The sequence below is a fragment of the Sphingopyxis sp. SE2 genome (assembly GCF_032227185.1).
In the GTDB taxonomy this organism is placed as follows: Bacteria; Pseudomonadota; Alphaproteobacteria; order Sphingomonadales; family Sphingomonadaceae; genus Sphingopyxis.
Map to the genome: position 1 here is coordinate 3,016,246 of NZ_JAPMXW010000001.1, position 19,768 is coordinate 3,036,013.

The following is a 19,768-nucleotide window of genomic DNA, read 5'->3' on the forward strand; positions in this document are numbered from 1 at the left end:
CCCTTCGGGAATCGACGCAAGCAGGTCGACGATCCTGTCCTGATTCCAAACCCATCCGCGTTGAAAATCAGGAAGTTGCAACTTACCTTCATGGCACTCGCGCATGAGATCCTTCAGCGCAACCGGATTAGTTTGAAACCACGTCGCCAAGAGCAGCCCCCCAAGGAAATAACACTAACCCCACCGCATTACGTACAACCTACGAGCAATGCTCTATTTTCACTGCTGAGCTATCATACCGGTAGTCCATCGCATGCCAAGTTCAGATCACGATCTTGATGTCCTTCATAGTGTGTCCATGTGTGTCGCATGTTCGCGTTTCTTAGCTCCCTCAGATCTGCACGCGGGTTGCATCAAGATGCCGAAATGCTCGGTCCCGGCAGGTGAGCAGGATCACCTGCATACGCTGAGAGGCTTCCTCCAGGATTTCCGTCATCAGATCGAGCCGGCCGTCGTCGGAATAGACCAGCGGATCGTCGAGGATCAGCGAAACCGGCATGCCCTGCTCCAGCAGCATGTCGGCAAAGGCAAGGCGGGTCAGCACCGCCAGCTGCTCCTGCGTCCCCTTCGAAAGCATTCCGCAGGCTTCGTTCAGGCCTGATCGCGTGACCGAGGCCAGGCCGAGCTCTTCGTCAAAGCTGATGTCGGCGCCGGGAAACAGGCGCTCGACATGGACGCGAGCACGCTGGGCCACTGGGCCAACGAAGGTCCGGGATGCCTCCGCGCGCGCCTCGTCCAGCACATCCTTGAGCAGTTTGATCGTGGCCGCCTCTTCGTCGAGGCGCGCCAGCGACTGTGTTGCGGCATCGGCTTCTTCGGCTGCGGCCGCGGCCAGGCTCGCCAGGCCCTTGCCACCCTCGCTCTCAATGATCGCCTCAAGGCGGGCGATATCCTTTTCGAGGTCGCTCCGCCGGGTTTGACCGGCCCTTGCCCGGCTATCAATCGTTTCGATCTTGCGGTTGATCGCCTGCACATCATGCGCGGTGGCGTCGCGTGTCGCCTCGGCCAGTTTGACAGCGGCTTGGGCCGCATCCTCCCGGGCTTTAACGATGGCGTCGGCAAGCCCGGCAAAATCCGGCTTCCGTTCGAGCTGAGCGATGCGATCCGACGCATGGGTCTGATCGCGCTCCGCGCCCGCCTGCTCGGCGGCAAGCGGGCGGTCCCTATCCTCTATTTCACGCAGGTCCTGAACGGCTTGGTCGTGCAGTGTTTCAGCGCGCACCGCGGCAGTTTCTGCTGCTTCCAGGCGTCGGGTGAGCTGATCGGTCGAGATCTCGTCTTCATCAGACGCCGGCGATTCCGCTGGGACACCGGCCACGAACAGCTTGAGAGCATCGGGGCCTGCCGCGAGATCCAACAGCGGCTGCGCCGGCGTGAGGCCGGCGATCTTGGTTTCCAGCAGTTGGACGGTCCCCTGCGCGTCGCGCGAAGTATCGTTTCGCGTCCGCGCCGCGGCAAGGTCGGCCAGCTGCCATTCGGCCAGCTCCAGATCCTGTCGCTCGAGCAATTCGGCGAGGCGGGCGGTTGCACTGGCTGCCGTTGCCGGCGGGCGGATGAAGAGGATGCCGTCACCCAAGGCAATCTGAGTCTCACCGGTCAAGGTGCGCGGGCTATTTGGTGTCAGGGGCTCGCCGTCCATGGTGATGCCCGTAGCGTCGCCCGTAAGCTCGATTGTGGTAGCGCCAGCATTGACGGCTGCCCGCGCCTCCGCGACAGCGCGGTCATTGGCTTCCAAGCGAGCGAGCGCCTCAGCCGGAATGACGCGTGCGGCCTGATGGCGAGCATCGACCAGTTGCCTTTCAAGGTCGAGTAGATCGGTGCACCGCTGGCGTGCATCGGCGATCGCCGCGCGGCGCTGACGCCCAGCGAGACGTCCCTCCCCCTCGACAAGCGCCTGGCGAGCTGTGGCGCGATCATTACGCGCCTTGTCGAGCGCTGCCTTCGCGTCAGCGACTTTCGTGCGTCCCGCTTCCAGCTGACCTGCAAGCTGATCGCGATCGGCGGTGATTGTGGCCAAAGATTCACCAGCGGCCGTGAGCGCTTCCCTCGCCGCCTCGTGCTGAGCCTGCAGATCCTCGAGACGATCGAGGTTGGTAGAGAGATTTTCATGTTCAGCTTTGCGCGTCTCCAGGATCTGCGCGGCAGCCTTGGCGACATCTAGAGCCTGAACAAGATTGGCGCGCTGTTCTTGCTCGGTCTCGTCCGTCAGCTCCCGCTCGATAACCTTGAGTCGGCCGCGCGCCGTTTCCAGCTCGCTGAAGCTCTTTTCGAGCGCATCGAGCCGAACAGTCGCGTCCGCAGCGGTCTGCCGCGCTTGCTGGTCTCGATCCCGCGCCGCCTGCCAACGCCCCTTCGACTGCGCCTTTCCAGTGGGCGTCCAGTAAATGTCATATTGCTCATCGATCCGCTTTCGGACGCGCTCATAGGCAGCGCCGCCGACGATCGTCCCGACCTCCGCCTCCAGCGTCGCCTGGATGCTGCTGCGCACGATGCTGCCGGGCGCCGTCACTTCGAGCGCCTGCGCCTGCGGAACCCAAAGCAGACCGAGCGCGCCATAGGTGGTCGGGTCACCACGCTGGCTGCTATCCTTGACGAACCCTAGAAGCGCCTGCAGCCGATTTTCAGCCTCCTCGCCCTGCGCCCGGCCCTGCGGCCCCGTGACTTCGACTTGGGGGCCTTTGAGAAAGCGCTTGGCGATTTTCCAGCTGTCGGCGCCAATATCGAAACTGACTTCGATTTCTGGCGCGACCGCCTCCCCATAAGGCGCAAAACTTTGGGCGAGCTGATTCTTCGTGGCATGGCGGACGAAGAAAGCCGCACGCAGGGCCTCAAGGATCGTGGATTTCCCACTCTCGTTGGGCTCGATGACGATGTTGAGCCCCTCGCCCAGCCCTTCGATCGTCAGGGGCTCGCGGAACTTGCGGAAATTGTTGAGGCTGATCCGCCGCAGTTGGAGGCTCATGCTTGGCTCCCCCGATGATATTCAACAAAGAGCCGCTCCATCGCGCGCCGCGCCAATATGGCTTCAGTCCCGCCGGCTGCGATTGTCTCGGTGAGTTTCTCAGCCGCTATGCCGAGCAATCCCTCGACCTTGAGATCCGCCAAGTCCTGCTCGCCCGGCCGGCCGACAAGATCGTCCGCCCGGACATCCAGGAAACGGAGGCGATGCCGCAGGTCATCTTCGAGCCGCGACAGGATCTCGACACGGTCGGCAAGGCTCGTAATGCCTGCAAGCGAAAGGCGCAGCAACGTTGCCGCAGGATCGATAGACGAGAGCAGCACGTCGCATTCCGCCGAAAAGGCGGCCATGTCCTGCAAGGTCCAATCCCTGAGCAGCCATTGGAATCGGCCGGTGCGCACGGGTTCCACCTTTGGCTCCACTCCCGGCGCAAGCTCGATCATCAGGGCATGGCCCGGCTCATCGCGCTGAAAACCGTCGGTTTCGGGAGTTCCGGCATACCAGGTGCGCGGATCGACCTTGAGCGCGCCATGCCAATCGCCGAGCGCCAGATAGTCGAGACCGGACCGCTTCGCGCGATCCGGCGCGATCTGGTTCTTGGTCTCGCCGCGCGCAGAAAAATCGCGGATCGAACCATGAGCAAGGCCGATACGCAGCTTCGCGCCGGGCGTTTCCATGCTGTCGAACAACTCGGTCGGATCGTCGAGATGGTGACGGTGGAGGAGCGGTGCGGATAGCAGCCAGAGCCCTGCTTCCATCTCCTGCGCGACGGGCTCGGTGAGCAGGATGATATTGTCCGAGGCTTTGTGACGGACGCGGTCCCACAGTCCGCCGTTGCGGGCATAGTCGTGATTGCCCGGGAGCAGCCACCAGCGGCAGGGATAGCGCTGCATGCGCGAGACTGCCTGGACGATGACCCTATCTTCGGGACCCTCGGTATCGAAGATGTCGCCTGCGACAATGACATGTTCCACCTGGTTGGCGGCAGCGACTTCGCCGATCCGGTCGATAGCGTCGAATCGGGCTTCGCCAAGCGCCGCGCGCACCTCGGGCTCGAACCGGCCGAAGGGCTTGCCGAGCTGCCAGTCAGCTGTGTGGAGGAAACGCATGGATCAAGATCCCGTATTGTGGGGCGCAGAAAATGGAGGAAGGGCACAGAGCGTGTTGACGAGCCGCATCTGCTCGATGCTGCTGCAGTTGGCCTCGCGCAAGCGGTCGCTGCCAAATACAAGCGCGAGCGCTTTGGCGCGTGAAACCGCGACATTGATGCGGTTGAGCGAGAAGAGAAATTCCATGCCGCGGGCGGTCTCGTCGGCCGAGGAAGCCGTCATGGAGACCAGGCATATAGGGGCTTCCTGGCCCTGGAACTTGTCGACTGTGCCGACGCGGATGCTGCTCGGCAGCCCTGCCCGCAGCGCGTTGACCTGTGCGTTGTAGGGAGCGACCACGATGATGTCGCCGGGGCCGACAGGGCGCGTGGCGCCGCTCTTGTCGGTCCAGCTCCCTTGCAGGAGATTCTCGATTGCCGCGCCGATCGCCGCAACTTCCTCAGCGGCAATCTGGGCATTACCGTCATGAGCAACCGGCACCCAGAACGCGCCGGCCGTGGGCCAGGCCGTTCCGGTAACGCTCTGGCGCTTGGTATCGCTATGGCTGGCAAGGCGTCCCTCGTAGACCTGGTCGGAGATGAAGTCGCAAACTGCGGGATGCATCCGGCGGGTCTCGGCAAGAAATATGCCTCGATCGGCAGGCACCGTGGCATGTTCGCCCAGCATCCATTCCAGGCATGACAGGTTGGCAGGCGCAGGATGCGCGCCCTGGATGACCTGAGGCAGTTGGCGCGGATCGCCGACCAGCACGACATTGCGCGCGGCCCGCCCCATGGCGACCATGTTGGCGAGGCCCACTTGCCCCGCCTCATCGACAAACAACCAATCGAAGCCCTGCACATTCTCATCGCGCGCGAAGAAGAAGGCCGTGCCGCCGACCACATTGGCGCGGGCGAGGATCAGGTCATCATTGGCCGTGGCGCGGTGAACGGGACAATCGCTGGCATAGCCATCATCGCCTCCGGAAACCTTGTGGGCAAACGACACGGGAAAGGTGCCACCTTCTTCCTCGCTAGCACGCAGGCAGCCGAGCAGAACATTGCGGATCGCTTCATGGCTGTTCGAGGCGACGGCGACCCGATGTCCCGCTTTAGCCAGCGCCAGGATCACCCGGGCCGTGACGTGCGTCTTGCCCGTGCCTGGCGGTCCCTGGATCGGGAGCAGCGTCTGGTCCATGGCGTGCGCCGCGGCAATGGCGCCCGCCACCGGTTCCCCGCCGCAGAGGATATCGCCGTCGATGCCGTTCAGGCGCGGGGCGGCGCCCGACAGCAGATCATCGACGGCACGATAGAGCCGCGGCCCGCATTGGTCCTCGATCACGTCGCGCACCGCTGCGGCCAACACCTTGGTATCGAGCGGCCAATCCGGATGCAGGGTCAGCCGATCGGTGAGGAGTTCGGCCCTTGCCACGCCGACCTTCAAGGTGATCGTGCATGCATCGCGATCCAGCGCCTCAATCGCAACGGTTGACGGCGGCCCGTCAATCCCGGGCACAGTGGCCTTGCCGCCTTGGCGCAATTTGGTTTCCTGAGACGGAAAGCGATAGGTGCGCATCACCGAACGCTTGATGGGTTCGATCCCGGATATCGCCTCGAGTCCCGCCAGGGCGTCGAGATCATCGACAAGGTCTTCCTCATCGCGCGCCGCGCTATCGAAAACCGTCCATTGAGCAGGTTTGGCTTCACGCTTGTGGAACAGCCCCAGGTTGAACAGCAATTCCTGACGCTCTGGAGTCAGAGAGGATGCGGCCAGGCGATCGCGCAGCGCCGTCGTTTCCTCGTCCTCGACCACCTCCTGCTCAGCCGCGTCCTGCGTAAGCACGGGCCAGGGACCATCGGGCCGGATACCGACTAGCCAATCGCGCAGTAGCTGGGTCGACTGGCAATCGATCCGATTATAGTCCTCGATCTCGTCGAGGATTTGCTGATCGCCCGTCTCGCGCCAGTTTTCATAAGCAACGACCGACCCGCCCGCTGTCTTGACCTCGCCTTCGCGCTTCAAGCCATAAAAGGCCTCCAGCGCCTTTATGGAGTAGCTCGGTTCGGAAGCGATGAGCGCGCCGCGCACGACCGCATAGAGGTCGACAAAGCGGCGTTCGCGCATGAGTCGGTCGAGAAAGGCCTCGCCGATACCATAGCGCGTGGTGAGACGCCGCAGCGCGGTGATCTCATAGGGTGCGTAATGATAGATGCGGGCCTGCGGATAAGCCGTGAGCCGATCGCGAAAAAACGCAAGCAACCGTTCGAGCGCTTGCGCTTCGGCCGCATGGTCATGAGCCCAGAAGGCATGGAAACTATCATCGGCCCACACGCCGTGCAGATATTCAAGGCCTCCCTCATAATGGGGGTCGCCCTCGATGTCGTAGAAGAGATCGCCCGCCTGCGGCCGAGGGAGCAGGTCAAAGCCTTTGCCTGGCTGTGCCGGACGCAACTCGAAGGCGGGTTCGCCGGTTTTGCGCGCGTGCTGCAGTCTGGCCTGGCCGACAAGCTTCTCCGCCGTCGCACTCGCAACGCCGCGCACCGGGCCGTCATGCCGAGCCAGCGCGGCCATGGTTTCGATGCCGGATGCCTCCAACTTCTTCACTTGGCCGCGTGTAATATTGGCGACCTGGAACAGGCTGTCCTGGCTCGCGAGGACGGTGTCGCAATGGTCGGCCCATCGGCACAGCGAACAATCCGCGCATGGGGTCGGCCGCGTTGGAACAGGGGAAGCAACAAAGGCCTCAAGCTTAGCCCGCGCACCGCGCGCATAATGGGCATAGTCGGCCAAACGCAGCGTCGCGCGCGTGCCATCTCCTAGCTGCACATGCGCGCGCTCCGGCATCACGCCCTGGATCTCTGCCAAAAGGTCGGAATAGAGCACGAGCTGCAGCACATGCTTGGGATGGGCTTTGCGCTTGAGCTTGGTGTCGGTCACTTCATAACTGAACGGCCCCAGCAATGATGGTCGCTCGACCCGCTCAAGAAAATCGGACCAGCCACCCCAGCGCTCGGCGAGAAAAGCTCCTTGGAAGATGATCTGCGAGCCTTGTGCCAAGGCCGCGCGCGTCTCGTCCGCATTCTGTGCAAGGTCGCCGCGCGCAATCTCGAATACCCCGTTGCCCGCGTCTTTCAGCTTCTCCAAATGGGCGGCCTCACGGGCATCGCCTTGTTTCTGAAGCAGCGCGGCATCCTCGGTATCTTCCCGGGGAGTGAGCGGCTCGCCGCGCATATAGGCAAGGTCGAGCGCCGTCGCATGCGCGCAGCCGACGAACCGCATCAGGTCCGTCGCTGAATGTCAATCGGCGTGCAAACGGGACCCCCTATCGGCGCGCAAAAGGGACCCCCTTTTCAAGATGGCGCAAGGTTGATCGGACACGCGCTCTTGCGCTGCGCGCGGCGTAGGGAGGGCGGAGCCCGACCGGAGGCGCGCGCAGCGCAAAGGCATCTTTTAATCGGAGGTCGGCGGGGGTGGTCAGCTGCGGTTTTTGAAGCGCCAGCTGTCATTGCCGGTCTCGACGATGTCGCAATGATGGGTCACGCGATCGAGGAGCGCGGTGGTCATTTTGGGATCCCCGAACACCGTGGGCCATTCGCCGAACGCGAGGTTGGTGGTGATGATGACGCTGGTCTGCTCGTAGAGCTTACTGATCAGATGGAACAGCAACTGGCCGCCTGAGCGGGCGAACGGTAGATAGCCCAGCTCATCCAGCACCACGAGATCGAGGCGGGCGAGCTGGGCGGCGAGTGCACCGCTCTTGCCGATCCTGGCCTCTTCCTCGAGGCGGGTCACCAGATCGACGGTGTTGAAGTAGCGGCCTCGCGCACCCGAGCGAACGACATTGGCGGCGATAGCGATGGCCAGGTGGGTCTTGCCGGTGCCCGTGCCGCCCACCAGGACGATATTGCGCCGTGCGGGCAGGAACGCGCCGCTGTGCAATGAACGCACCAGCCCCTCGTTGATCGGTGTGCCCTCGAACCGGAACGCATCGATATCCTTCACGACCGGCAGCTTTGCGGCCGCCATCCGGTATCGGATCGACGCGGCATGGCGATGCGTCGCTTCCGCCCGCAGAAGGTCGGTCAGTATCTCCATCGTGGTGCGCTGGCGCTGAAGGCCGGTGGTGACCGCATCGTCGAACGCGCCCGCCATGCCCTTGAGCCCAAGCCCGCGCATCGCCTCGATCATGTCATGCCGCAGCATCGAAGGTCCTCAGCTGGTCGTAACGGGCGCAGTCGGCGATCGGCGGATGGCGTAGCGCGCTATCCTCGGAGGTGATGATCGTAAGTGGGCGCGGCGGCTCGCGGCGGCGCGCCAGGATATTGAGGATCAGATCGTCGCTCGCCGTGCCGGTCGCCAGCGCTTCGCGCACGGCCGCTTCGACCGGATCCAGGCCATCGGTCAGCACGGCCGACAGCACACGGACGAACCGGCGGTCGGCATCGTCGCCGTTCCCCAGCTTGCGGCGCAGGCGAGCCAGTGCCGGCGGCAGATCCCAGTCCTGGAAGGGCGCACCGTTCCGTAGCGCGCCGGGCTTGCGGGCCAGCACCGGCAGATAATGCCAGGGGTCGTAAATCGTGCGGTTACGCCCGAAGTAGCGAGGATGCTCGGCGACAACCTCCTCGCCGCAGCGCACGATGATGCGGTCGGCATAGGCACGGACCTGCACCGTGCGCCGCGCCATCGTCGAGAGAACCGAGTAGCGGTTGCGGTCGAAGCTGATCAGGCAGGTGCCCGTCACGGCATGCTCGCTCTCGTTGAAGCCGTCGAACGGCCCCAGCATCGGTTGCAGTGCCGATCGTTCGATCTCCAGCGCCTGCGCCACGGTTAGCTCGCCCTGCTCAGGATGCGCCTGCCGTTCCGCCCAGCGCCGACACTCGGCCTCCAGCCAGCCATTGAGCTCCTCGAGGCTGGCGAACCGCAACCGGGGCTGGAAGAAGCGGCCCCGGATCGTCTGCACCTGGTTCTCGACCTGCCCCTTCTCCCATCCCGCCGCAGGCGAGCAGGCGGTCGGCTCGATCATATAATGGGCGGTCATGATCAGGAACCGCCGGTTGAAGACCCGTTCCTTGCCGGTGAACACGCTGGTCACCGCCGTCTTCATATTATCGTAGATGCCGCGCCCCGGCACGCCGCCGAAGAAGGCAAAGCCGCGCGCATGCGCGTCGAACAGCATCTCCTGGCTCTCGCGTGGATAGGCTCGGACATAGACCGCTCGCGATGCGCACAGTCGCATATGCGCGACCTTCACTCGCATCGGTGTGCCGGCGATCTCTACATCCTCATGGCTCCAGTCGAACTGGTAGGCCTCGCCCGGCTTGAACGTCAGCGGGATGAAGGCGGTGACACCATCGCCGGCATCCTTGCGCCGAAGGGCCTTCCAGCGCGCCGTGTAGCGGCGCACGGCATCGTAGGAGCCCTCAAAACCTTCGCGCACCAGCAGGTCATGGATCCGCGTCATCCGCAGCCGCTCGCGCCTGCCGCGCACCTCATTCTCTTCCAGCAGCGTATCGAGCCGATCCTGAAACGGACCGATCCGCGGCAGTGGCTGAACCTTGCGCTGATAGTCGAATGTGCCTTCCGGCGCTCGGATCGCCTTGCGGATCACCTTCCGCGACACATGCAAATCCCGCGCGATCGCCTTGATCGCCTTACCACCGGCATACTCGCGCCGAATCCGAACCACTGTCTCCAAAACCAACATCCCGATCTCGCCGCCTGATTATCCAGCCGGCTGCTTAAACCATCGAAATGAGGGGTCCCTTTTAGACGCCGATCACCCCGCTAACGGGGTCCTTTTTGCACGCCGGTCCACAGACGCGATTCCGCGAAGCAATGCTGCCAGCATTGCGGCTGCCGCGGCAATAGGTGATGATCGCGCCTTCCGCGACGTCAGCGAACTCGCAGCTATAGCAATGCCGACGCTGATCATTCCAGGAATGGACGAGAGGCATCCACAAGCACTAGCGGAGCAGCTCGCTGACCTGCTGCCGCACGGCAAGCTGGCTGCGGCAGCAATGTCGGACGCGATCGTGACAGCCGAGGATTTCGCTCGATGCCTGGCGCCTGCCATCCGCGAATTCCTGAACGAGCTTCCGCCGCTGCCCACAGCATCAGCAGGCCCTGACTAATCGCCGAGCTTCACTCAAGGTAGCCGAGCTTTTGGCTGGCATGGGCAAGCCCAATAGTCATTTGGCGAGATGACTTGCCGTCACAAATCGGTGGCATCAGGCACCAGTCGCCCCGATGCCGCAAATCGTTTCTTGCAGTCATATGACTTTGGAAGGAGCCTAACGGAAATTCACGTCGGAACGCTTGGAATCTGAATGGTTTCACCTGTATAGACGGGTGATGGATCTTATGCCTCGACTGAACTCGAACAGCGCCAAGCGGTCTGCCGACGGTGCTTCCCCCGATGCCCCACCGCGCTACGCAGCAATCAAGCAAAGCATCCATGATGCTATCCGCGACGGCCGTTTGAAACCGGGCGACCGCGTGCCGTCGGAAGCCGATCTGGTCGGGCAATTCGACGTCTCGCGCATGACGGCGAACCGGGCGCTTCGCGAGTTGCAATCGGCAGGTATCATCGTCCGCCGCGCGGGTAGCGGCTCGTTCATCGCCGAGCCGAAGCCGATCGGCCATATGATCGAGATCCGGAATATCGCCGAGGAAATTCGCGGACGCGGTCATGACTACCGCGCGCGAGTCATCCAGAATGTCGAGGAGAAGACCAGCGCCGAGACCGCCGCCCTGCTGGAAGTGCCGGTGGGCACGAAAATCTTCCACTCGATCATCGTCCACCACGAGGCCGAATTTCCGATCCAGCTTGAGGAGCGGTTCGTGCTTGCGTCCGCCGCGCCCGATTATGGTACGCTCGATTTCACGCAGCTCACGCCCAACGAATATTTGACGCGCACCGCGCCGCTCGAGCGGGTCGAGCACCGCGTCCGCGCGGAAATGCCCGACGCACGCACGCGCGGCATGCTCGGTCTCAACGAGGGGGAACCGGTTCTGCGCATGACCCGGCGGACCTGGAGCAACGGTCGGCTGGTGTCGCACGCCTGGCTCTCCCATCCCGGCACGCGCTTCGAGCTTTCCGCCGCCTTTTCGGTCGACGACTGACGCGTCAGGCCGTGCTGCGGGTAACGACGGGCTTGCGGCGACGGCGCAGCCAGCGAAAATCGGCGCGGCTGAAGCTTTTGAAGAGTAGATAGAAACCGGTCCCCGAGAGCCATAACGCGCCGAAGGCGACGAAGATGATCAGCGGGTGATTGAAGCTCTTCCGGTTCACATAATCCATGTTGTGGAGCATCCAGAAGAAATCCCAGGTCCGCCAGGTATCGCCGCGCATCACGAGGAAGCGCGCCGTGTCGAGCGAGACATAGGCGCTGCTGTTCTCGGCGTCGGCAAAGTCGACGCGCCACATCGCACCTTCATGGTCGCGTGATTCCAGGTTTGGCTTCGCAATCACGCTCACCTTGCGGATCGGTGCCTCGTTCATCATCGACGCGACTTCGCGGGCCATCCCCTCATCGACGCGAATATCCTCGCCGCTCGTAGCATCGACCAGCCGCACGCCCTTGGTGGTGCGGAGTTCGTAGATCGGTCGGACGCCAAGATCGCGCAAAACCACCCCGGTGACGGGCTCACCGCGCGGCAAGCCGGCGACGTCAAAATACTCTCCCGCGGGCAAGGCATGCGCATGCGACATGCCGCCGCCGTGACCGCCTACCTTATCCTTGTCGAGCAGCGCCATCACCGAACCGCTGAGCGCCCAGAGCAGGAACTGGAGACCCAGGATGAGCCCCACCCATTTGTGGATGCGCCGAAAAAAGAGCGGCGTCAGCCGGATGCGTTTCATGCCTGCTTCCTCTTGCGGCGTTTGAAGGACCAGATCAGCAGCCACGCACCGGAAAGCGCCATCGCGAAGACGCTCCAGGTCACGACGCGGAGCAGCGGGTTGTTGACGTCGGTCCGCTCATCATAGTCCATGATATGGAGCATCCACGCGAAATCGAAGACGCGCCAGAGTGCGTGGCGCCGCGAAATCAGCTCGCCGGTCGTCGGCGACAGATAGAGCGTCGGGCGGTTCCAGCCTTCGAACTCGATCTGCCAATAGGGTGGCTTGCGCGCCTGCATTTCCTGAGGCGCCTCGGTCAAAAGTCGCACTGAGACGATCTCGCCGTCACCGGTGTAGATGCGCCGTGCCTGTTCGCGGACCTGGGACTCGGTCAGGGCAGGCAGCGGCGCACCCGAACGCGCGTCGAACAGGCGCGCGCCTTCAGGGGTCTCGGCGCGCCAGACCGGTTGGCCGAAAAAGCGCTGGAGACGGATTTCAGACACCCCCGGCGCGGCCGCGACGACCTTCGACGGCGCTGCGAGGCCGTCGAGGTCGAAGGGCTGGGCCACCGGGGAGCGCACCAGATGATCGCCGTGGATGGTGTCGATGTGAACGACCACCATGTAGAAGCCCGTCAGCGTCCAGAGCAGCGCCTGGACGCCGACCACCAGGGCCAGCCATTTATGCGTTCGCCGGACGAGCAGCGGCCAACGGATCGCCATATCGATTACCCTCAGAACGCGGTGCGGAAGCCGACGTAGAAACGCCGTCCGAGCAGGTCATAGGTCATCGTGTCGGTGTTCGCATCGGTGAAGCTCTGGATATAGGGCGCCTTGCGATCGAAAAGATTGTCGACCCCGAGCTGGAAGCGTGTTTTCTCGTCGATCTCGAAAGCGACCTGGAGATTGTGGTAGAAGACGTTCGGCGTGCTGTAGCCGATCTCGCCAGGCGCCGCATTGAAGTCGGTCGCCTTGCCGACCCACTGCGTCGACCAGGTCGCGCTGACACCGTCCTTTTCGGCGGTCAGCACGCCATAGCCGCGCCACTTCGGATAACCGCCATTGCCGCCGCCGATAAAGCCGTCGAAGTCGATCGGCGCGCCGCCCGGGAAGGGCAGGACGACATATTTGTTGAGATAGGTCACGTTGACGTCAAGCGAGACGTTCACGCTGCCGATGTCATTGTTGTAAACGAGACCCAGATCGAGGCCGTTCATTTCCTCGCGGCCCGTATTGATCGGTTGCGCGGAGAGGAAGGTGACTTCGCCGGTCAGCGGGCTGCGGGTAAATTCTTCGCAGAAGGGATGCGACAGATTCTGGCTCGCATAACAGATGCCGAGCTTGGTCGACCCGGGAATAGCACGGATCGCATCCTTGATCTTGATGTCGAACCAGTCGGCAGTGAGCGAGAGTCCCGGAACCAGTCCCTTCGGTGAAATCACCGTCCCGACCGTCCAAGTCGTCGAGCTTTCGGGTTTCAGATTCTCGTTGCCGCCGACCGTCGTCAGGATCGTTGTACCGAGCTGAACATAATTGGCCGGCACGCCCGACGCCTGACAATTGGCGATCAGCGTCGCGTTTCCGCTTGTCGCATAGCGCGAGCAGGGGTCGGTGGTCGTCAGATTGCCCTCGGAGACACCGCCGAACAGTTCGGGGACGTTCGGAATGCGAAAGCCGGTGCCGTAGGTGCCACGGAGGCGGAAGCTGTCGTTGATGACCCAGTCGACGCTCCCCTTGTAGTTCCAGTCGCTGCCGAACAGGTCGTAGTTCGAGTAGCGAACCGCGCCGTCGAGAGTAAGCGACTGGAAGAAGGGTGTGTCGGCCAGAACGGGCACCGACAGTTCGAGATAGGCTTCCTTCGCCGTGCTCGTTCCGGAGATCGGATCCTGCTGGTTCGTGTTCGCGATACCAAGCACCGTCAGCGGGTCCGGATCGCGCCAACCCTTTTCCTTACGATAGACGACACCGGCCGCGAAGGAGACGGGTCCCGCGGGCAGCTTGAAGAGATCGCCGTTGATATCGGCCGTCACCGTCGCGAGCTCATTGCCACCGCGGTCGCGCGACGTGAACAGGATATAGTCGAGCACTTCGGGGGTCAGGTCGCCGAAACCCAGATAGTCGGCGCAGGGGATCGAAGCCCCCGCCGCGAGGCTGCACTTGGTCGTATCGAGGGAATTCGCCACTCGCTCAAGATTGGCGATATTCGTCGAGCCATCGACAGCGGTATTGCGACCGAAGGCACCCGCCACTTCCCAGCCCCAGTCGTTCGAGAGCTTGCCGCGGAGGCCGAAGGTGCCCTGCCAGGTGTCGGTTTCCTGGAAGAATTGGCGCGGGCCGGGCTCAGCGAGGCGGCGCTGGATGAGGACGATATTCTGCCCCGTCGGATTGGTCGGATTGCTCGCCGCGATCGAGAGGTTGCGCAGCGTTCCGGGCGTCGCGATCTGGTTCGACTTGCGGAAGGTGTAAAGGAATTCGCCGAACGCCTCGATATTGTCGGTGATGTCATAGTCGGCAAAGAAGGCGGTGCTGACGCGTTCGACCGGGCTGACGGCATTGAGGAACGGGTTCGAGTTAAAGTTGTGCTTCGCAGCGCTGTACGGCTCGAAGAAGTTGCCGTTACCGCCCAGCACCTGATTGAAATTGATCTGCTGGCCGTTCGGCAGCACCGCGCGGCCGCCGATCGTCGAGGCGCTGTTGACGCAGCCGAGCGCTCCCGGCGTGGTTTCGGCAAGCGAACAGGGCGCACGCGACGCCATGTTGACCGCACTCGTCTTCTGATAGGTGACCGCCGCCATGAATCCGCCGCGATCGTTGCGGACGCCCCACAGGAGGTCGGCGGTGAAGTCCGAGCCATCGCCCTTTTCGGTGATGCCCTGGCGCACACTGAGGCCGAGACCTTCATAATCAGTCCGGGTCACGAGGTTGACCACGCCCGCCATCGCGTCGGCGCCGTAGATCGCCGAGGCGCCGTCCTTCAGGACGTCGGTGCGCGCGAGTGCGGCCACGGGGATCATGTTGAGGTCGGGCGAGGAGTTGGCGCCGGTTCCGCCCGCGACGAGGCGGCGACCGTTGAGCAGGACGAGCGTACGCTTGATGCCGAGGCCGCGAAGATTGACCTGCGCGGTGCCATAGCCATTGTTCGCCCAATAGGCCGAGGTCTGGTTGCCTGCGAAGCCGGCGTTGGCGGGAAGGCGCTGCAGCACCGTCTCGATATTGACAACCCCGGTGTTTTCGATCTGCTCGGCCGACACGACCGTTGCCGGACCAACCCCCGCCAGATCCTGCCGGCGGATGCGCGAGCCGGTTACGACGATGTCCGAGCCGTTCGGGGCATCCTCGGCGGCGGGCGGCTGCGCCGGAGCGTCGCTCTGCGCAAAAGCCGGCGTCGCAAAGGTAGCGACCACTGCGGCGCTGGCGAGCAAAAATGTCTTGGTCATAGCGAAACCCCCTGATGGTTGGCTGATTCCCCTCAGAGAGCATCAAATGTATATACAGGTCAATAGGAATTTCTTGAATTATCTCAATTAGTTATACAAGAAAATGGGGGCGCAAGACACGCATTAAATACGCATGCCAAAGCGTTACCCCTCATCGATTTTGAAATTTTTTTCCAGGCCTGAGCCTTTTCGCGCAAGGAGCCACCTGCCCCTTCCTTCACCTTACTTATGAAATGACAGGATAAGTAGGCCGGCGCAACGCGGTGCGGCTGGCACGGGGCCGCCTAATGCGACAGTATCTGTTCCAGGAACGTCCGCGCACGTTCACTTTTCGGAGCGGCAAAAAAATCGACAGGCTTTGCATCCTCGATGATCTGCCCCTGGTCCATGAACAATATTCGGTCGGCCGCCTCGCGCGCGAATCCCATCTCGTGCGTCACGCACACCATCGTCCGCCCCTCGCCAGCAAGGGCGGTCATGACGTCGAGCACTTCCTTGATCATCTCGGGATCGAGCGCCGATGTCGGCTCGTCGAAGAGAAGAATCCGGGGTTCCATCGCCAGCGCGCGCGCGATGGCTGCCCGCTGCTGCTGCCCGCCCGAAAGCTGCCCCGGATATTTGTTCGCCTGATCCGCAATCCTCACTTTTTCGAGATAGGACATAGCCCGCGCCTCGGCCTCCGGAAGGGCGACGCCGCTGACAAGGACGGGCGCGAGGGTACAATTTTCGAGCACCGTCTTGTGCGGAAACAGATTGAACTGCTGAAAGACCATGCCGACCGAGCGAAGCGCCGCGGCGGCGTCGCGCGAGGCGTCCGTCACCTTGGTGCCCTCGATCAGGACCGCGCCGGAATCGGGCACTTCGAGCATGTTCATGCAGCGGATGAGCGTCGACTTGCCCGAGCCTGAAGGTCCGCAAACGACAACCCGCTCGCGCGGCGCAACTTCGAGGTCGATTGTGCGGAGCGCGTGATAGGGGCCGTAATATTTCTCGACTTGCCGAAGGCTGACAGCCGCTGGAGGCGAAGCATCCGTCATGATGTCTTCCGTCCGCCGCGCATGGCCCGCACCCGCCCGAAGGCCGCATCGAGGTCGACGATCAAATCCTGCGGCGCCTCGAGCCCCGCGTGAATGCGGATCAGCGCGCCGTCGGCCTCGCCGTTGGGAAAATCGCGTATCGGCGCGGGCCATGCCGGGACCGCGAGGCTTTCGAAGCCGCCCCAGCTGGAGCCGAGCTGGAAAAGCGAGAAATTGTCGAAAAAGCTGCTTGTTTCAGCTGGAGTCAGGCGATCGAGCTGGACGCCGAACAATCCGGACGCACCGGTGAAATCTCTCTTCCAGATCGCATGACCCGGATCGGCGGGGTGGGCCGGATAGCGGACTGCGACCACCTCGGGCTGCTCGAGAAACCAGTCGATCAGCGTCATCGCGGTGCGCTGATGACGCTCAAGGCGCGTGTCGAGAGTTCGAATTCCCCGGTGGACCAGATAGCAATTGTCGGGGCTCGCGCAATTCCCCCAACGCGCCGCAGCGTCCTTGAGCTGGCGGTAGATGGTCTCGCTTGCGGCCGTCATCGTTCCGAGCAGGCAATCGGAGTGTCCCGAGAGATATTTGGTCGCCGACGCGACCGAGACATCGACGCCATGAGCGAGGGGCTTGAAGAAAAGCGGCGTCGCCCAGGTGTTGTCGATGGCGGTCACAATTCCCCGGCTGCGCGCAACCGCCGTTATCGCGGGCACGTCGATCATATCGAACGTCTGCGAGCCCGGGGTCTCCATATAGATGAGCCGGGTATTGCTACGGCACAGCGCGGCGATGTCCGAGCCGATATCGGGCCGGAAATATTCCACCTCGACTCCGAAGCGCGCGAGCACATCGGTCAGGAATTTTCGGGTCGGCCCATAGACGCAGTCCGCGACGAGCAGATGGTCACCCCCGCCGACGAATGCCGTGAGGGCAAGCGCGATCGCGCTCGTTCCCGACGAGGTGATGACCGTCGCGTAGCCGGCCTCGAGTTCGCTCACGGCCTCGGCGAGCGCGAAAGTCGTGCGCGTTCCGTAAAGGCCGTAGATGACCTCGTCATAGAGACCTTGGTGCCGGTCCATATAGGCTTCGACGCTATCGTAGATGATGGTCGACGCCCGATCGACGGGCGGATTGATGAGGCCACGCTGATCGCGCGGTCGGGGACCGGCATGAACTGCACGGGTCGGATCCTGCCAGGCGCGCCCGTTCGGGTTCGTCGGCCCGGCGGGCCATTCTCGGTCGTGATTATCCTGCATGGTATAATTTCCGTTCGATCTTCATGCTGAGCCGGGACAGCGAGAAACAGAGGAGGAAGAAGATTGCCCCGGTGAAAAGATAGGCTTCGGCGAAATAGGGCCGCCATTGCGCCTCGACGTAGGAAAGGCGCGTCGTCTGCAACAAGTCGAAGACGCCGACGATGAGGACAAGCGTCGTGTTCTTCACTTCGCTGATCGAGGTGTTGACCAGACCCGGCACGCTCACTTTCAGCGCCTGCGGCAACTGAATGTGGCGCCGCGCCTGCCACTTGGCGAGACCCAGGGCCTGCGCGGCCTCGGCCTGCCCGCCGGGAACCGCCAGCAAGCCGCCCCGGATGACCTCCGCCATATAGGCAGCGGTGAAGAGGATGAGCGCGAGCTGGACGCGCGGCAGGCTGTCGATCGAGAGGTAGGAGGGCACGAACAGCGGGAACAGGACCGCAGCGAGAAAGAGCACGCCGATGAGGGGCGTTCCACGAACCAGCTCGATGAACGCGACGCTCGGCCAGCGAATGCCGCGCCGCGCCGACCTGCGGCCGAATGCGAGAAGGATGGCGAGAGGGAAAGCGCCGACCACTGCGATGCTCGCGAGCAGCAATGTGACCGGCAGGCCGCTCCACTTCTCCATCGGCACATAAGCGAGGCCCGCGACCCCACCGCGCAGCAGGAGCATGGCGATCGCGATCGCGCCGAGCCAGGCAAGACCGAGGCGGCTGCTCCAGAATCGCGGGACGAAGGAGAGCGCGAGGCAGGAAAGCAGTATGGCCGCCGCCGCCGCAGAGCGCCACTGCTCGGCTTCGGGATAGGTTCCGAACAATATGAGCCGCGCATTTTCGCGGAGGAAAGGCCAGCAAGCGCCGCTGGCCAAGCGGCACTCGGCCGCGCCCCCGGAATAGGTCGCGTCGATCAACAGCCAGGACAGGCCCTTGCCGGCAGCCAGCGCGGCGAGGGCGAGGATTAAGACCGTCAGGATCGATTGGCGCCCTCCCCTAAACAGGTTGCGCCGGATCCACGACGGCCAGGCGGCGATCGAGCGCAGCGGAAACGGTTCGAGGGTCGCCGTCTGGATGCTCCGGCCGGGCTGTCCGGTAACGCTCCACCCCATCCGGCGCGCGTAGAGGCCGGTGACGAATGACAAGGACAGCGAAAGCAGGAGGAAGGTCAGAACGATCAGGCCGACGCCCTCGATCGCCTGGCCCGTCTGGCTGATGACGGTGTCGACGACCGAAACAAACTCGGGATATCCGATCGCCACGCCCAATGAGCTGTTCTTGATCGTGTTGAGATGCCAGCTCGTCATCGGCGGTATCGCGATACGCAGCGCTTGCGGAACCACGATCCGTCCCATCGCCTGAGCCGGCGACAGCCCGAGCGCCTTCGCGGCTTCGCGCTGCCCCGCGGGAACCGCGAGGATCGCGCCGCGGAATATTTCGGCCAGATAGGCCGAAGCATAGACAGAAAGGCCGGCGACCAGCGTCAGAAATTCGGTGGAGAGCGAGAGGCCGCCGACGGTTCCGAAACGCCCTGCCCGCGGCAGATCGATCCCGCCCCACAGCAAAAACGGAAGGATAACAATGCCGGTCAGGGCTAGCGCGGCCCTGGCTCGAACGTGTTTGCGCCGGCGGGCAACAAACAGAATAGCGCAGGCCGCAAGCGCGATCAGCCATAGCGGCGTTACCGGATCGGCGAGCGTGAGCGCCGGGAGGTGCAGTCCGCGGTTGTCGAGATCGACCGCACCGACATCACCCTGGCCGGGAGCAGGGAGACCGAACAACAATGCGGCGTACCAGACAAACATCTGGAGCAGCAGCGGGATGTTGCGAACCAGCTCGATATAGAGGCCGGAGAGCCGAGCAAGCAGCCAGTTCGTCGACAGGCGCGCCATACAAACTGCAAGGCCGAGCAAGGTCGAGAAGATAATACCGAGCGCCGATATCAGAAGCGTGTTGAGAAGACCCACCGCCAGCGCCGCGGCATAGGAATCGCCCGGCGCGTAGGCGATCAGCGTTTCACCGATCGCGAAGCCCGCCCGGTCGAACAGGAAACCGAACCCCGTCCGGATGTTTCGGTCCGCAAGATTGTCAGCCAATGTCGCAAACAGGCCGTAGGCGGCCACAAGTCCGCCCGCCAAAAGCAGCCAGGGCAACACAGCGATTACAAGGCG

At 63.2% G+C, this 19,768-nt stretch carries 13 protein-coding genes; 2 read left to right on the forward strand and 11 right to left on the reverse strand.

All coding sequences use genetic code 11. From position 1 onward, the window contains the following. Positions 1-331 precede the first annotated feature (331 nt). From OVY29_RS14410 to istA, 5 genes are all read right to left on the reverse strand, one after another. Positions 332-2,962, reverse strand: coding sequence for an AAA family ATPase (locus OVY29_RS14410; protein ID WP_313911611.1), 2,631 nt, complete (start codon positions 2,960-2,962; stop codon positions 332-334). Next, positions 2,959-4,068 carry a DNA repair exonuclease gene (locus OVY29_RS14415; protein ID WP_313911612.1) on the reverse strand — a complete coding sequence of 370 codons (1,110 nt, stop codon included), beginning with the start codon at positions 4,066-4,068 and terminating at the stop codon, positions 2,959-2,961. The genes OVY29_RS14410 and OVY29_RS14415 overlap by 4 nt, the downstream gene beginning before the upstream one ends. A 3-nt stretch (positions 4,069-4,071) precedes the next feature. Further along, entirely contained in the window at positions 4,072-7,326 is a 3,255-nt protein-coding gene (locus tag OVY29_RS14420) for a TM0106 family RecB-like putative nuclease (RefSeq protein WP_313911613.1), read from the reverse strand. 195 nt (positions 7,327-7,521) lie between these two features. Next, positions 7,522-8,250, reverse strand: a complete 729-nt coding sequence (gene istB / locus OVY29_RS14425) for an IS21-like element helper ATPase IstB (RefSeq protein ID WP_300501673.1) — start codon at positions 8,248-8,250, stop codon at positions 7,522-7,524. Further along, entirely contained in the window at positions 8,237-9,751 is a 1,515-nt protein-coding gene (gene istA, locus OVY29_RS14430; protein ID WP_300501672.1) for an IS21 family transposase, read from the reverse strand. Before istA ends, istB begins: the two co-directional genes overlap by 14 nt. Here istA and OVY29_RS14435 point away from each other — a divergent pair. Continuing rightward, positions 9,645-10,178 (forward strand): hypothetical protein, encoded by a 534-nt coding sequence (locus tag OVY29_RS14435; RefSeq protein WP_313912088.1) that lies wholly within the window; start codon positions 9,645-9,647, stop codon positions 10,176-10,178. The genes istA and OVY29_RS14435 overlap by 107 nt on opposite strands. Before the next feature lie 229 nt (positions 10,179-10,407). Then, positions 10,408-11,169: a histidine utilization repressor gene (hutC, locus tag OVY29_RS14440; RefSeq protein WP_313911614.1), complete on the forward strand. Its 762-nt coding sequence runs from the start codon at positions 10,408-10,410 to the stop codon at positions 11,167-11,169. Between the two features lie 4 nt (positions 11,170-11,173). On the opposite strand, the gene OVY29_RS14445 is transcribed toward hutC, so the two are convergent. The 6 genes from OVY29_RS14445 to OVY29_RS14470 form a co-directional block, all read right to left on the reverse strand. Further along, complete coding sequence (locus OVY29_RS14445; protein WP_053555643.1) at positions 11,174-11,908, reverse strand: PepSY domain-containing protein; 735 nt, start codon at positions 11,906-11,908, stop codon at positions 11,174-11,176. After that, the gene (locus OVY29_RS14450) at positions 11,905-12,609 is read right to left on the reverse strand and encodes a PepSY domain-containing protein (RefSeq protein ID WP_313911615.1); all 705 of its coding nucleotides are present in this window, start codon (positions 12,607-12,609) and stop codon (positions 11,905-11,907) included. The genes OVY29_RS14445 and OVY29_RS14450 overlap by 4 nt, the downstream gene beginning before the upstream one ends. Before the next feature lie 11 nt (positions 12,610-12,620). Further along, positions 12,621-15,323 carry a TonB-dependent receptor domain-containing protein gene (locus tag OVY29_RS14455; protein ID WP_313911616.1) on the reverse strand — a complete coding sequence of 901 codons (2,703 nt, stop codon included), beginning with the start codon at positions 15,321-15,323 and terminating at the stop codon, positions 12,621-12,623. Between the two features lie 284 nt (positions 15,324-15,607). Further along, on the reverse strand, positions 15,608-16,360 hold the full coding sequence (locus tag OVY29_RS14460) for an amino acid ABC transporter ATP-binding protein (RefSeq protein WP_313911617.1): 753 nt from the start codon (positions 16,358-16,360) through the stop codon (positions 15,608-15,610). Next, positions 16,357-17,604 carry a cystathionine beta-lyase gene (metC, locus tag OVY29_RS14465; protein ID WP_313911618.1) on the reverse strand — a complete coding sequence of 416 codons (1,248 nt, stop codon included), beginning with the start codon at positions 17,602-17,604 and terminating at the stop codon, positions 16,357-16,359. Before metC ends, OVY29_RS14460 begins: the two co-directional genes overlap by 4 nt. Then, complete coding sequence (locus OVY29_RS14470) at positions 17,594-19,720, reverse strand: ABC transporter permease subunit (protein ID WP_313911619.1); 2,127 nt, start codon at positions 19,718-19,720, stop codon at positions 17,594-17,596. Before OVY29_RS14470 ends, metC begins: the two co-directional genes overlap by 11 nt. Positions 19,721-19,768: the final 48 nt, after the last annotated feature.